Origin of the sequence: Campylobacter sp. US55 (genome assembly GCF_004378955.1) — a bacterium.
Lineage (GTDB): Bacteria > Campylobacterota > Campylobacteria > Campylobacterales > Campylobacteraceae > Campylobacter_D > Campylobacter_D jejuni.
Window position 1 is genome coordinate 42,521 of the sequence record NZ_RYYF01000004.1, and the last position, 13,585, is coordinate 56,105.

A 13,585-nucleotide genomic window follows, 5' to 3' on the forward strand; every position below is an offset into this window, starting at 1 on the left:
GTCAAGGAAAAAAAATGCTAAAAGTAATCAAGCATAATTTAGGAATTTATTTCATGATTTTAGCATGTTTGGATTTTGCACTTATGGGAGCTTGTGCAAAAATTCTTAGCAAGGAAATGAGTTCTATAGAAATTATGTTTTTTAGAAATATCATAGGAATTTTTTTCATAGTCTATCTTTTAAAGCAATCTAAGGCACATAAAGAAGGGGGACATTTTTGGCTCTTGGTATTTCGTGGAGTAGTAGGCACGCTTTCACTATATATGTTTTTCTATAATGTTTCAAATATTACACTAGGTGGAGCTTTTGCTTTTCAAAAAACTGCTCCTATTTTTATTACTTTAATAGCTTTTGTTGTTTTTAAAGAAAATATTGGCATCAAAGGCTGGATAGGAATTTTAATAGCATTTGGTGGAGTGCTTTTAATCGCTCAGCCTTGGGCTCATAATTTAAATCATTCAGGCTTTGATTTAAAAAATTCAGTTATAGGTATCACGAGTGGATTTTTAGCTGCTTTAGCTCTTACAAGTGTAAGAGAACTTAGAAAATCTTACACTACAGAACAAATTGCCTTTTCTTTTATCCTTTTAGGAACCTTAATGCCTTTAATTTCTATGATCAGTGCTGAATTTTTTGAACCACAGCATCTTGATTCTTTACATTTAGATTTCATTCTAGCACCTTTTGTGATGCCAAGTCTTACAGCTTGGCTTATCATTGCCATTATGGGAACTTTAGGCACCATTTATCAAATTCATGTCACTAAAGCTTATGGTATCGCTAAACAAGCAGGAGTAGTTGCTGGAGTTAGTTATCTTGATGTAGTATTTAGTATGATAGTTGGGATAATTTTAGGAGATAATTTACCAAGTACTATGGTTTTTTTAGGTATAATAGGCATTATTTTTGGTGGATTAATTTTAGTTAAGAACAAAGGAAAAAAATGAAAAAAATGATACTCATTGCTGGTCCTTGCGTAATAGAAAGCAAAGATTTGATTTTTAAAGTTGCTGAACAGTTAAAAAACTTTAATGAAAATCCAAATATAGAATTTTATTTCAAATCAAGTTTTGATAAGGCCAATCGCACAAGTATTAATTCTTTTCGAGGTCCTGGTCTTGAAGAAGGATTAAAAATTTTACAAAGCGTAAAAGATGAATTTGGTATGAAAATCTTAACCGATATACACGAAAGCAATCAAGCAAACCCTGTAAGTGAAGTAGCTGATGTCTTGCAAATTCCTGCTTTTTTATGTCGTCAAACCGATTTACTTGTAGCCGCAGCAAAAACTAAGGCAAAAGTTAATATCAAAAAAGGACAATTTTTAAACCCAAGCGATATCAAATACAGCGTTAAAAAAGTTCTACAAACCCGTGGCATAGAAAATGAAGGCTATGAAGCTGCTCAAAAAAATGGTGTTTTTGTAGCTGAAAGAGGATCTAGCTTTGGCTATGGAAATCTAGTAGTAGATATGCGTTCTTTAGTTATTATGCGTGAATTTGCTCCAGTTATTTTTGATGCTACCCATAGTGTACAAATGCCAGGGGCTGCAGGTGGAAGTAGCGGAGGGAAAAGCGAATTTGTAGAACCTTTAGCAAGAGCGGCAGCAGCCGTAGGCATAGATGGCTTTTTCTTTGAAACACATATTAATCCTTGCGAGGCTTTATGCGATGGACCTAATATGCTTAATCTTACACGCCTTAAAAATTGCGTTAATACATTACTAGAAATACAAAATATCATAAAGGAAAACAAATGAACATTATTGAAGGAAAATTATATTTAGACTCAAATACAAAAATTGCTATCATTAATGCAAGATTTAATCATATCATCACAGATCGCCTTGTAGAAGGAGCAAAAGATGCTTTTTTAAGACACGGAGGCAAAGAGGAAAATCTAAGCCTTATACTTGTTCCTGGTGCTTTTGAACTTCCGTATGCGTTAAAAAAAGCTATAGAAAGCAAAAAATTTGATGCAATTTGTTGCGTAGGCGCAGTAATTCGTGGCTCAACTCCGCATTTTGACTATGTTTCAGCAGAAACCACCAAAGGCATAGCCAATGTGAGTTTAAATCATAATATCCCTGTAAGCTTTGGTGTTTTAACTACAGATACAATAGAACAAGCCATAGAAAGAGCTGGAAGCAAAGCAGGCAATAAAGGCTTTGAAGCTATGACAACTGTAATCGAGATGTTAAATTTAAGCAAGGAGCTTTAATGGCAACGCGTCATCAAGTTCGCCAAAGCGTCATCTCCTTGCTTTATGCTTTTGAATTAAATTCTCAAAACAACGTTTTTGTAGATGAAATTTTAGATGAAAAAAAAATACGCAATGAACAAAAAAATTTTACTTTAAATTTATATCATGGAATTTTAGACAATTTAAACAATATTGATGAAACCTTAAATTCATTTCTAAATGATAATCAAATTACAGCTTTAGGACATGTAGAAAGAGCTATACTAAGACTTGGAGCTTATGAGTTACTTTTTACCGATACTCCTAGCGCCATTGTTATCAATGAAGCTATAGAACTTGCCAAAGAGCTTGCTAATGATAATTCTCCAAAATTTATAAATGGAGTTTTAGATGCCTTGATAAAGGCTAAAAAATGAAGCTTTGTGTCGCACTTGATCTTTCTACAAAAGAAGAATGCTTGCAACTTGCTAAAGAATTAAAAAATTTAGACATATGGTTAAAAGTAGGTTTAAGAGCATATTTAAGAGATGGTTTTAAATTCATAGAAGAACTTAAAAAAGTTGATGATTTTAAAATATTTCTTGATCTTAAAATTCATGATATTCCCAACACTATGGCAGATGCTTGCGAAGAAATATCAAAACTTGGTGTTGATATGATCAATATCCACGCAAGTGCTGGAAAAATAGCTATGCAAGAAGTTATGACACGGCTTAGCAAATTTTCAAAAAGACCTTTAGTTTTAGCAGTTTCTGCTCTTACGAGTTTTGATGAAGAAAATTTCTTTAGTATTTATAGACAAAAAATCGAAGAAGCTGTAATTAATTTTTCAAAAATATCCTATGAAAATGGACTTGATGGTATGGTATGCTCTGTTTTTGAAAGTAAAATCATCAAAGAACACACTCAAAGAAATTTCCTAACTCTCACTCCAGGAATTCGTCCATTTGGAGAGAAAAATGATGATCAAAAACGCGTCGCTAATTTAACAATGGCTAGAGAAAATTTAAGCGATTTTATAGTAGTTGGACGCCCTATTTATAAAGATAATAACCCTAGAAAAATTTGCGAAAAAATTCTACAAGAAATTTAATAATCATTATCCTTGTTATGTTTTAATAATAAAAATTTTTAACAAGGAAAAATTATGATTATAACCCCTGAGAATTTATATAAAAAAAGAAGAGATTTTTTAAAACTTGGAGCAGGTGCTTTAATAAGTTCAAGCGTGCTTGCTTCTAAATTATCTGCTTTAAATTTCACAAGCGATACTAATCCAAACAAACTTGAAATCAGCGATGAAGAACTTGCTACAAATTATGTCAATTTTTATGAATTTTCAACAGATAAAAAAAAGGCTGTATCATTGGCACAAAATTTCAATACTCAAAATTGGAAAATCGATATCAGTGGAGAAATAGAAAAACCTTTAACTTTAAGCATGGAAGATATTTTAAAATTCCCACTAGAAGAAAGAATTTATCGTTTTCGCTGTGTTGAAACTTGGTCTATGGTGGTACCTTGGGTAGGCTTTGAATTGCGTCGTTTGATTGAAATGGCAAAACCTACAAGCGAGGCAAAATTTGTTAAATTCACCACTCTTTTAGATAAGAGCCAATTTCCCGATCAAGACGCTTTATTTCCAACTATAGACTATCCTTATGTAGAAGGACTTCGCATGGATGAAGCTATGCATCCTCTTACCTTGCTTGCAGTAGGAATGTATAAAAAAGCCTTAAAGCCTCAAAATGGTGCTCCAATACGCCTTGTTGTTCCTTGGAAATATGGCTTTAAAAGTATTAAATCTATAGTTAAAATAGAATTTACCAAAGAACAGCCTAAATCCACTTGGGAAAGTTACGCTCCAAGTGAATATGGTTTTTATGCTAATGTCAATCCTAATGTTTCTCATCCTAGATGGTCTCAAGCTAACGAAAGGGCTTTAGGAGACTTCTTTACCAAGCCTACTTTAATGTTTAATGGTTATGAAAAAGAAGTGGCAAGTTTATATAAAAACATGGACTTAAAAGTGAATTTTTAATGCAGACAAAATACTTTAAATTTCTTGCTTATTTTAGCTTTATCATAAGTTTAATCTATGGCTTTTATCATATCATAAAAGCCTTTGATTTTGTAAAAGAAGCCTACATTTACACTGGAATATTTGCTTTAATCTTTTTAAATTTAAGTCTTTTATTTTCTTTACTTAAATTTAAAAAAACAAAAAATTATCCTAAAATTTTAGGTATTTTTGCAGCTTTTTGGGCGATTTTGCACTTTTTAAATTATTTTATTTTTGATAGAAATGCTCAAATTTCAAGGCTTTTCGATGATATTTCACATCGTTTATTAGAAGCAAGTGGATTTATCGCGTTTTTAATCATATTTTTAATGCTTTTAAGTTCTTTTAAAATCTTTAAAAAACTTAGTAAAATCAGAAAACTAGGATATTTATGCTTAGTTTTGGCAAGTTATCATTATTTTTTAACCCCAAAAGTTCCTATGTTTTGGGAATGGAGTGCTTTAATTGTAGCTTTGTTTTATTTTATAGTTCGCTATACAAAAACATTAAAAAAGTTAAAATCCAACAATCTTACTTTTATCAAAACTTGAATTTAATTCTTTTTGTATGCTTTCTATAAAATCTTGCATTTTAAAAACCCCATCTTGTGATACAGCTACTTTCAAAGCTGTATTCTTTACTATCATTAAAATTTGTGCTCCACTTAATTCATAATTTGATAAAATATTTATATCAAAATCTTTTTCAAATAATGCTTTTTTAGGTAGAAATTTTTCCCAAATTTTAAGCCTATCTTTAAAATCAGGTTTTTTAAATTCTATCTTATAATCAAATCTTCTTGAAAATGCACTATCTAAGCTTTCTAAAAAATTTGTCGTAGCGATAATTACACCACTAAAACGCTCAATTTGCTCTAAGAATATATTTTGCATTTGATTATGCATTTTATCACTACCACTACTTCCATCTACACGCGTACTTAAAAACTGATCGGCTTCATTGAGAAGTAAAATAGGACTTTGTTTACAAGTTTGCACAATATTTTTATAAGTATCAAAAATTTTTCTTACATTTTGCTCACTCTCTCCAACCCATTTGCTCAAAATTTTAGAACAGTCAAAACTAAGAACAGATTTTTTCATTGATTTAGCCATAGCTAAAGCTGACATAGTTTTTCCAGTACCAGCAGGACCATAAAAAATAATTTTAGCTTCTATATTTTTATTGCTCTTTATACCCCAAGAATGAAGTCTTTCTAGGACTTTTTTATCTTGTTGTTTTAAAATATTTTCTAAAAGCTCTTTTGTATTTTCAGGCATAATAATATCATTGATGTCAGTGCTTGGTTCTATAAGCTCGAAAATATCTTGATCTTTTAAAACACTTTCAATTTTGATTTTTTTACTTTGTTTTGGTTCAAAATTTATAATTCTTTGTAAAATTTCATCAATAATAAAAAAACTTTTAGAAATATCTCCAAAAGCATTTAAATATTCATCATACTCGATTAAGTTTAAAAGAGGAGCATTTTCTTGTAATAGTTTTTTATTTTTGTGTCTTTCTAAATCATTTTCACTGATTAAAGAAAGTAAAGAATTCATTTCTCTAGAAATCGAACTTTCATTACTTAAGGCGTATTCTTCTTTTAAAAGTGCTAGAAAAATAATTTGTTCTTTATGTTCAAGATTGTATTCTTTAAAAATATCAGCCAATACATTATAAAATTTACTTTTTTTTAGTCTTTCTTTGATATGTTTTTCATAAAGTTTAATTTGATTTTTTATTTCACTATTATAAGCACTTTTTTGTATAAAACTTAATCTTTCGTATAATTGAATACGCACAAATTCATCTTTTAAATATTCTAAATAATCTGCATAAGCCTCTTGTTTCTCAAAGTTTAAACGAGGTTTTGCTTCTAAAAATTCTAAAAAATATTCACTTAAACTAAGCTCACTTTGCAATAAGGCAAGAGTTAATGTTTGAGTTTTATTATTTTCCAAACTTTTAAAAAAACTCGAATTTTGATTTACAAAACCTCTTTCGATAAGTTTTTTTAAATCCTCCAAAGCATCAAGATAAAGATACTTATCATTTCCAAAAATTGTCGATAATAAAGTAAAGGCATTGATAGAAGAAATAGAAACGACATAATTTCTACAAAGCTCTCTAAGAATCAAAGCTTCATTTTTAGCACACTTAAGCTCTTTATAAATTTGAGTATCTTCTATATTTTTCAAACTTAAAAAATTTTTTAATTTTTCCATTATTTTTTAAATTCCTTAAGCTCATCTTCATTAAATTCTACGCAAATATTTTCATCTAAAAAATGACCTTCAAAAGGTAGATAACAAATTTTTAGTTTTCCATTATTAAGCAAAAAATTATTATTAAATTGTAAATTTTGCAGATCTTCAAAACACTCATCACATGTATTTTTAAGCTTCTCATGTAAAAGATTTTGAAATTTTTGATTTTCAGTATTATACAAATCATTTAGTTTTACAAATGCGTGAGCATTAATATCATAAACAAAATTATTTAACTCTAAAATAGCACGACTCATACCATCTTCATAAAAATAATACCATTCTTCAAAACTAATTTTTCCATCTTGTAAAAAAATAGGTTTTTGGCAAATTTGCTCAAAGCTAAATACACCCTTATGAACAGGATGAAATTCTTTAAAATCATCATTAAAACCTATAAAATCAAGACTACGCTTTATACGAATGCCATCTTGCGTTTCGACAAGTTCTAAAGTAGTTGTTCCTAAATTTTCTCCTTGAAAATTTTTATTATCATATGTAAGCATTTTAGAAGAATTGATTTTATATTTTTTACGCTCATCCTGCCAAAAATCATTTGTCTTAACGAGCGGAATCTCTAAATTTCCATTTATATCATCAACAATTAAAAAACTAGAACTTGTTTGATTTTTATCCCTGTCAAAAAGTGGGGTCATAGGTGCATTATCATAAACTATGGCAAAAATTTCTTTATCCTGCAAATGATAAAAATACAATTCACCTTTATAAATTTTCGCTAAAGCTAGATTTACAAAGCAAAATACCAGTAAAAAAAATTTCAAACTCTATCCTTCAATTTTGAATATGCGTTAAGATAATTTTAGTATGTGAAATTTTATCAAAAAAACTTACTTTATTATCACAAACTTGATAAAAAATTTCATAATTTTTTGCTTTTAAATTTTGTTCAAAACCACAATCAGTTTTTTCTAAATTTTTACCCTGCCATAAAGCATTTACCTTTAAAATATCACTTAAAATATCATCATAATATACATTTTTAAAAAATTTTTGATTAAACACTTTTTTATCATAACACACTGCATTGATACAAATTTTATCTTTGATTTTGAGTTCAAAAAAAGCTTGCCCTAGTTTATAAACTTCTAAATTTAAAGCATTATTTTCTTTTTTTAAAAAAGCTGCGTCATTGATTTTTATCATAGGAGAAGCAATCAAAACCATCAAGCTTTGACTCGAAAAATTTTGATTTTTCACACTACAAGCACAAAGAAAAAAAATAAAACACAGAGCTAAACAATGCTTCAAATTTGACCTTATTTAAGATTTTTAAAACTGATATTTAACTCTAAATCAAGCTCTTTTACAAGCTTCATCACAGCTTGTAAATCATCAATTTGTTTTGCTACAACACGAATTTCTTCACCACGAATCAAAGAATTAACTTTAAGTTTGCTATCTTTGATAGCTTTATTGATTTTTTTGGCATTTTCACTATCAATAGCATCGTTTGCTTTCAAATTTAAACGAAACATTGCTCCACTTTCACGAGAAAGCTCTTTAATAACATTAGGATTAATTCCTCTTTTGATAAGTTTAGAAATCACTATATCTCTTAAAACATCAAGCTTTCCTTCACTAGAAGAACTGAGTTTAAAAATACTCTCTTTTTCGCTTAAATCAATCTCACACTTAATTCCTTTTAAGTCATAACGACTATCAAGTTCTTTTTTAGCTTGTTCAAAAGCATTTTTTAACTCTTGTTTATCTAAAGCTGCTGAAATATCAAAACTATGTTCACTTGCCATTTTCTATCCATTCTTTTAAATTATTATAAACTATATCCATTAAAGCATTTAAAGCCTCCTTACTCGCCCACGCAACATGAGGAGTGATAATAAGATTTTCTTTATTTTTAATGCTTAAAAGTGGATGATTTTTCATCATAGGTTCAATTTCTAAAACATCAAGCCCTACACGAATATTTTTTTCATCTATGATTTTAGCTAAATCATTTTCATTGACAATCCCGCCTCTTCCTACATTAATCAAAATCGCATTATCTTTTAAATGCTTTAATTCTTCAAAGGCGAGTAAATTTTTGGTTTTTTCATTTACAGGTGCGTGGATACTTATAATATCGCAAGTTTTTAATAAATCTTTTAATTCCAAATGTACAAAATCTGCGTTTTTATTAGCTCCACTCGTAGAATAATAATAAATTTCGGCTCCAAAAGCCTTTGAAATTTTTGCCACTTCTTTACCTATGGTTCCTAAACCTATAATACCATGTTTTTTACCACTTAAGGTGTTTAAAATTCTACTATAATCTGTAAAAATAGGACTTTCACACCATTTACCCTCTTTGCTCCATTTGTCATAATAAGGTATTTGATTTAAAAAAGCAAACATAAACGCAAAAGTATGTTGCACCACACTCATAGTAGAATACCCAGCAGCATTTTTTACAATAATACCTTTTTCTTTAGCATACTCAATATCGATATTATTAACCCCTGTTGCAGTTTCTAAAATGAGTTTTAAATTTTTACAAGCATCAATCACATCTTTATCAATTACAACCTTGTTTGTCATGGCGACATTAGCATCTTTTAAACGCTCTATGGTTTGCTCTTTATTTGTTATAGTATAAATTTGCAAAGAACCAAATTTTTCAAAAACACTTAAATCATAATCCCCTAAAGTTGCCGCATCTAAACAAACAATTTTCATTTCTAATCCTTTATAATATGTCCTACAAATTTAGAATAATTATCAAGCACAAGTCCTCCTTTTCTAAATCCTAAGCCACACCCTTCATAAGCAAAGAAAACACCTGCTTGATAGTATTCGTTTTCACATGAATTAAACTCTACATATTCTTGATAAATAACCTTATTATTCCCATAAGGACCTACATTCTCATGCAAAGTTTTTCCATCTTTAATTATACTGATATTTGCGCCTTCTCTACCAAAAACAGGTTTTTTAACATAGTCTTTACCTTCCAAAGGAGTATCTTTTGTTTCTAAAAGTAATGGATGATTTGGATAAAGTTCCCATAGAATTTTTAAAATTCCCTTAGATTGAAATAAAAGTGTATAAGCAGGATTTAAAATAATTGCTCTTTGATTACGCATAATTTGAGTTAAAAGCATGGCAAGTTCACCCTCTTCTATGGCTATATCTTCCCAAGGAATAAGCTTAAACCAATACTCATAATTTTCACCCTCTTTAAAAACACCCTCTTCACTAAATTCCACCTCATCTACAAAGGAAAAATTAGTTTGAAAACCTGCTTCATTGGCTATATGAGAAAGTAATTTTGTAGTGATTTCTTCTTCTTTACTTCCTGCAACACTTGAAAAAAGAATTTTCCATCCTTGATAATGCTCTTCAAACCCTTCAACACTTTCATCAAGGGTAATAAGTCTTTTAAAATTATCCATCAAACTTTCATAAATGCTGTTAAATTGTGCGCTTTCATCCATTCCATTTTGTTTTAAAAGCGCCCATTGTAAAATCGCACTTTCAAAAAGAGCAGTAGGGGTATCAGCATTAAATTCTATAAGTTTTATAGGCTTGCCATCAAGTCCACCCGCTAAATCAAAACGCCCATATAAATGCCAATGCACTTCATTTTCCCAACTCATCTTAATCGCATCAATAAGATTAAAAGGAATTCCAAGCTCATCAAAACGATCATTATCAATCACTTCTTGCGCTGCAGCAATAAACATATCATAAAGTTCATTTACTGCTTCATAATAAGCATTAGCTTCGCTTTCTTTAACACAAACTAACTTATTGCTAATATAATCACTTCCATCTTCATCTGTATGCCAAGAAAAACCTATATTTTCTAAATAATCTTTTTGAAGTTTATCTACTTGTAGTAATTGCATTATTTATCCTTAAGAGCCAAAAGAGGAACTAGAACTTGCAGCTTTAGAGCCTCCACCAAAAAAACCTGATTTTTTAGCACTTGAAGTAGAACTTGTTGTGCCTGCTTTATTAAAACTATTGACACTCCTTTGATAAGCACTTTGATTTGAAAAAGCACCGCGTTGTTGATTAGCAAAATTTTGATTATTGAAAAGTTTTGAACCTATCCAACTTCCCAAAATAGCACCTGCAGCACTTGCGAGTAAAGTTTCTCCTAAACTCAATCCCCCACTACTGATTTGCCCATTATCTTTAGTTAAATTTGAAGTTCCATTGTCAATTTTAGCTGCTTCTTCTTTAATCAAAGCATCCATTTCTTCTTTGGATAAAATTCTTTCTGTACCATTAAGATCTTTTAAAACTACCCTTGTTTCATCACTTGGATATTGATCTTTGATTTTATACTGCCCTGGAGCTGTTTCTTCGATAATTACAAAAGCTCCTTGAGCATTAGCTGCTTGATTTAAAGTATCTGCATTGTCATTATTACTTCCACAACCTGCTAAAGCACCTCCAGCAACAGCTGCTAAACCACCTATCATACCAATTTGAATGATTTTTTTGATTTTTTTCATAGAGTTTATCCTAAAAACAGAAAATTTAAATTTAGAAATTTTAACAAAAAATAATAAATACTTTTTAATTTAATACCAAATGAAGTTCGTAGATATAAAAAAAGCCCTTTCGGGCTTTTGGGTTAGAGTCTTGACTCGTAGCGTCTAAGCATATAAAGTCTTTTAAGCATTTTTTTGCGTGCTGAAATTTTTTGTTTTTTGCGAATTTCAGTCATAGGCTCGAAAAATCTTCTTGCTCTTACTTCAGTTACAACTAGATTTCTATCTACTTGTTTTTTGAATTTACGATACGCTTCATCAAAAGACTCGTTAGGATGCACCTTGATTCCTGGCACAGTCCTCACCACCTTTCTGTGTAAATTTTTGTTGTGAAATATAATTATAAAACACTTCTTATTAATTCTAACTTAGAAAGCATTTAAAAATTGTTTTAGTTTTTATCGGTTATAATCCTTAATTACAAAGTGCTAAAAATTATAATTAAGGTCTAAAAATGCAAGGACACATTACAAACTATACAAAAAAACGATATTTTGTATATTTAATTGCAAGTATTATCATATTTGCCCTACCTTTCATAAGAATTAATGAGAATCATTTTTTTCTTTTAAGTTTTGATCATTCTAAATTAAACCTATTTTTTATTTCTTTTTCAACACAAGAATTTTATCTCATGCCTTTTGTTCTTATATTTCTTTTTTTATTTATTTTTTTTATTACAACTTTAGGTGGAAGAATTTGGTGTGCTTGGAGTTGTCCACAAACGATTTTTAGAGTTATATATAGAGATATCATACAAACTAAATTTCTTAAAATTCGCAAAAATATCAATAACAAACAAAAAGAATATGGAGGGCAATATTTTAAAAAATTTCTTGGAGTAATAATTTTTTATTTTATATCTTTAGTTGCTGTTAGTAATTTACTTTGGTACTTTATTCCTCCTGAAGATTTTTTCAATTATATTCAAAATCCTGGCGAGCATCTACTTTTACTTGGAATTTTATTTTGTGCTAGCTTACTTTTTACTTTGGATATTACCTACTTACAAGAAAAATTTTGTGTTTATGTCTGTCCTTATGCAAGAATACAATCTGTAATGTTCGATCATGATACAATGCAAGTGATCTACGATGAAAAACGCGGGGGCTTGATCTATGATGGACACACCAAACTTCATAAAAAACCGCCTGAGGGAGAATGCATAGGTTGTGAAGCCTGTGTTAGCATCTGTCCAACTCATATTGACATACGCAAAGGAATGCAACTTGAATGTATTAATTGTCTTGAATGTGCCGATGCTTGCTCTAAGGTACAAAGTAAATTTAATCGTCCAAGTTTGATCAATTGGACAAGTGCAAAAGCTATTGAAACGCGTTCTAAGGTTCATTATTTAAGATTTAGAACGATAGCATATTTTATAGTTCTTTTAATTGCTTTATTGGCTTTAATCATCATGGGAAGCAAAAAAGAAAGCATGCTTTTAAACATCAATCGTAGTAGCGAATTATATAATATTTCAAATATTAAAGGTGAATTAGTCATTTCAAATGCTTATACCTTTTTGTTTCAAAATACAGATTCTAAACCTCATGAATATTATTTTACAGCAAATTTAGAAGGAATAAATGATGGAATTGAAATCATAAGACCAAACAAACCTTTTAAATTAAAAGCAGGAGAACAAATCAAAAAAATAGTTGTTATCAGGGCTACAAAAAATTTAGCAAATAATGATAAAAAAGATGTAATCTTTCCTTTACATATAAAAGCTTACGCAAAGGATAATGAAAAAATTTCGGTTTTTAGAAAAAGTATATTTGTATACCCTAAAAGCACTCTTATAAAGGATAAAAATGAACTCAAATAGAACACCGTCACAAAAAGTTTTAGCCAGACAAGAAAAAATCAAAGCAGTGGCCTTAGAGCTTTTTTTAACAAAAGGATACCAAGAAACAAGTTTGAGTGATATTATTAAATTATCCGGAGGATCTTATTCTAATATTTATGATGGTTTTAAAAGTAAAGAAGGGCTATTCTTTGAAATTTTAGATGACATATGTAAAAAACACTTTCATCTTATTTATTCCAAAACACAAGAAATTGAAAATGGCACTTTAAAAGAAATTTTAACTTCTTTTGGTTTAGCTTTTATAGAAATTTTCAATCAACCAGAAGCTGTAGCTTTTGGTAAAATTATCTATTCTCAAGTTTATGACAAAGATAGACATCTTGCCAATTGGATAGAAAATAATCAACAAAATTTTTCCTATAACATACTTATGGATTTTTTCAAGCAACAAAATAATTCTTATATGAAAAAAAATGCAGAAAAACTTGCTGTTCTTTTTTGTACTATGTTAAAAGAACCTTATCATCATCTTAATGTTTTAATTAATACTCCTTTGAAAAATAAAAAAGAACAAAAAGAACATGTTGAATTTGTTGTAAACGTTTTTCTAAATGGGATCAATGGCTCCAAAGCTTAAAAATAATTTTATTAACCAAAATTAAGATATAATTAGCCAAAAATTTTTGTAATAAATATTACAATTTTTAATTTAATTTTT

General features: G+C 29.3%; 16 protein-coding genes and 1 pseudogene. 9 read left to right on the plus strand and 8 right to left on the minus strand.

Going from position 1 to position 13,585, the window contains the following annotated elements; genetic code table 11:
• Positions 1 to 14 precede the first annotated feature (14 nt).
• From ELQ07_RS03710 to ELQ07_RS03740, 7 genes and pseudogenes are all read left to right on the plus strand, one after another.
• Entirely contained in the window at positions 15 to 947 is a 933-nt protein-coding gene (locus ELQ07_RS03710) for an EamA family transporter (RefSeq protein ID WP_087695556.1), read from the plus strand.
• Positions 944 to 1,759 (plus strand): 3-deoxy-8-phosphooctulonate synthase, encoded by an 816-nt coding sequence (kdsA, locus tag ELQ07_RS03715; RefSeq protein WP_134224752.1) that lies wholly within the window; start codon positions 944 to 946, stop codon positions 1,757 to 1,759. Before ELQ07_RS03710 ends, kdsA begins: the two co-directional genes overlap by 4 nt.
• Positions 1,756 to 2,220 carry a 6,7-dimethyl-8-ribityllumazine synthase gene (gene ribE, locus ELQ07_RS03720; RefSeq protein WP_002933962.1) on the plus strand — a complete coding sequence of 155 codons (465 nt, stop codon included), beginning with the start codon at positions 1,756 to 1,758 and terminating at the stop codon, positions 2,218 to 2,220. Before kdsA ends, ribE begins: the two co-directional genes overlap by 4 nt.
• Entirely contained in the window at positions 2,220 to 2,618 is a 399-nt protein-coding gene (gene nusB, locus ELQ07_RS03725; protein ID WP_002854405.1) for a transcription antitermination factor NusB, read from the plus strand. Before ribE ends, nusB begins: the two co-directional genes overlap by 1 nt.
• Positions 2,615 to 3,292 (plus strand): annotated as a pseudogene (pyrF, locus tag ELQ07_RS03730) (orotidine-5'-phosphate decarboxylase); the annotation flags it as partial. The gene nusB and the pseudogene pyrF, both read left to right, overlap by 4 nt.
• Before the next feature lie 57 nt (positions 3,293 to 3,349).
• Positions 3,350 to 4,243 (plus strand): protein-methionine-sulfoxide reductase catalytic subunit MsrP, encoded by an 894-nt coding sequence (gene msrP / locus ELQ07_RS03735; RefSeq protein ID WP_002857634.1) that lies wholly within the window; start codon positions 3,350 to 3,352, stop codon positions 4,241 to 4,243.
• Complete coding sequence (locus tag ELQ07_RS03740; RefSeq protein WP_052776093.1) at positions 4,243 to 4,815, plus strand: sulfite oxidase heme-binding subunit YedZ; 573 nt, start codon at positions 4,243 to 4,245, stop codon at positions 4,813 to 4,815. Before msrP ends, ELQ07_RS03740 begins: the two co-directional genes overlap by 1 nt.
• Here the strand turns inward: ELQ07_RS03740 and ELQ07_RS03745 are convergent.
• The 8 genes from ELQ07_RS03745 to rpsU form a co-directional block, all read right to left on the minus strand.
• Positions 4,780 to 6,492, minus strand: coding sequence for an ATP-binding protein (locus tag ELQ07_RS03745; RefSeq protein ID WP_070295332.1), 1,713 nt, complete (start codon positions 6,490 to 6,492; stop codon positions 4,780 to 4,782). The two genes, ELQ07_RS03740 and ELQ07_RS03745, sit on opposite strands and share 36 nt — an antisense overlap.
• Positions 6,492 to 7,316, minus strand: coding sequence for a hypothetical protein (locus ELQ07_RS03750; protein ID WP_088303803.1), 825 nt, complete (start codon positions 7,314 to 7,316; stop codon positions 6,492 to 6,494). Before ELQ07_RS03750 ends, ELQ07_RS03745 begins: the two co-directional genes overlap by 1 nt.
• 10 nt (positions 7,317 to 7,326) lie before the next feature.
• On the minus strand, positions 7,327 to 7,803 hold the full coding sequence (locus ELQ07_RS03755) for a hypothetical protein (RefSeq protein ID WP_134224753.1): 477 nt from the start codon (positions 7,801 to 7,803) through the stop codon (positions 7,327 to 7,329).
• Positions 7,804 to 7,811: 8 nt separating this feature from the next.
• Positions 7,812 to 8,303 carry a YajQ family cyclic di-GMP-binding protein gene (locus tag ELQ07_RS03760; RefSeq protein WP_088303802.1) on the minus strand — a complete coding sequence of 164 codons (492 nt, stop codon included), beginning with the start codon at positions 8,301 to 8,303 and terminating at the stop codon, positions 7,812 to 7,814.
• Positions 8,293 to 9,228: a D-2-hydroxyacid dehydrogenase gene (locus ELQ07_RS03765; RefSeq protein ID WP_134224754.1), complete on the minus strand. Its 936-nt coding sequence runs from the start codon at positions 9,226 to 9,228 to the stop codon at positions 8,293 to 8,295. The genes ELQ07_RS03760 and ELQ07_RS03765 overlap by 11 nt, the downstream gene beginning before the upstream one ends.
• Positions 9,229 to 9,230: 2 nt before the next feature.
• On the minus strand, positions 9,231 to 10,400 hold the full coding sequence (locus ELQ07_RS03770; protein ID WP_057042685.1) for a glutathionylspermidine synthase family protein: 1,170 nt from the start codon (positions 10,398 to 10,400) through the stop codon (positions 9,231 to 9,233).
• Between the two features lie 9 nt (positions 10,401 to 10,409).
• The gene (locus ELQ07_RS03775) at positions 10,410 to 11,015 is read right to left on the minus strand and encodes a UPF0323 family lipoprotein (protein WP_002866630.1); all 606 of its coding nucleotides are present in this window, start codon (positions 11,013 to 11,015) and stop codon (positions 10,410 to 10,412) included.
• A gap of 122 nt (positions 11,016 to 11,137) precedes the next feature.
• Entirely contained in the window at positions 11,138 to 11,350 is a 213-nt protein-coding gene (rpsU, locus tag ELQ07_RS03785; protein ID WP_002780697.1) for a 30S ribosomal protein S21, read from the minus strand.
• Positions 11,351 to 11,508: 158 nt separating this feature from the next.
• Here rpsU and ccoG point away from each other — a divergent pair, with 158 nt between their 5' ends.
• Both ccoG and cmeR read left to right on the plus strand, forming a co-directional pair.
• Positions 11,509 to 12,885 (plus strand): cytochrome c oxidase accessory protein CcoG, encoded by a 1,377-nt coding sequence (gene ccoG, locus ELQ07_RS03790; RefSeq protein WP_057042684.1) that lies wholly within the window; start codon positions 11,509 to 11,511, stop codon positions 12,883 to 12,885.
• Positions 12,872 to 13,504, plus strand: coding sequence for a multidrug efflux system transcriptional regulator CmeR (gene cmeR, locus ELQ07_RS03795; protein ID WP_002854190.1), 633 nt, complete (start codon positions 12,872 to 12,874; stop codon positions 13,502 to 13,504). The genes ccoG and cmeR overlap by 14 nt, the downstream gene beginning before the upstream one ends.
• The last annotated feature ends 81 nt before the right edge of the window (positions 13,505 to 13,585 follow it).

Coding starts and splice junctions, on each gene's coding strand:
- ELQ07_RS03710 (WP_087695556.1), top strand. CDS start 15: ATGCTAAAAGTAATCAAGCATAATTTAGGAATTTATTTCATGATTTTA.
- kdsA (WP_134224752.1), top strand. CDS start 944: ATGAAAAAAATGATACTCATTGCTGGTCCTTGCGTAATAGAAAGCAAA.
- ribE (WP_002933962.1), top strand. CDS start 1,756: ATGAACATTATTGAAGGAAAATTATATTTAGACTCAAATACAAAAATT.
- nusB (WP_002854405.1), top strand. CDS start 2,220: ATGGCAACGCGTCATCAAGTTCGCCAAAGCGTCATCTCCTTGCTTTAT.
- msrP (WP_002857634.1), top strand. CDS start 3,350: ATGATTATAACCCCTGAGAATTTATATAAAAAAAGAAGAGATTTTTTA.
- ELQ07_RS03740 (WP_052776093.1), top strand. CDS start 4,243: ATGCAGACAAAATACTTTAAATTTCTTGCTTATTTTAGCTTTATCATA.
- ELQ07_RS03745 (WP_070295332.1), bottom strand. CDS start 6,492: ATGGAAAAATTAAAAAATTTTTTAAGTTTGAAAAATATAGAAGATACT.
- ELQ07_RS03760 (WP_088303802.1), bottom strand. CDS start 8,303: ATGGCAAGTGAACATAGTTTTGATATTTCAGCAGCTTTAGATAAACAA.
- ELQ07_RS03765 (WP_134224754.1), bottom strand. CDS start 9,228: ATGAAAATTGTTTGTTTAGATGCGGCAACTTTAGGGGATTATGATTTA.
- ELQ07_RS03770 (WP_057042685.1), bottom strand. CDS start 10,400: ATGCAATTACTACAAGTAGATAAACTTCAAAAAGATTATTTAGAAAAT.
- ELQ07_RS03775 (WP_002866630.1), bottom strand. CDS start 11,015: ATGAAAAAAATCAAAAAAATCATTCAAATTGGTATGATAGGTGGTTTA.
- ccoG (WP_057042684.1), top strand. CDS start 11,509: ATGCAAGGACACATTACAAACTATACAAAAAAACGATATTTTGTATAT.
- cmeR (WP_002854190.1), top strand. CDS start 12,872: ATGAACTCAAATAGAACACCGTCACAAAAAGTTTTAGCCAGACAAGAA.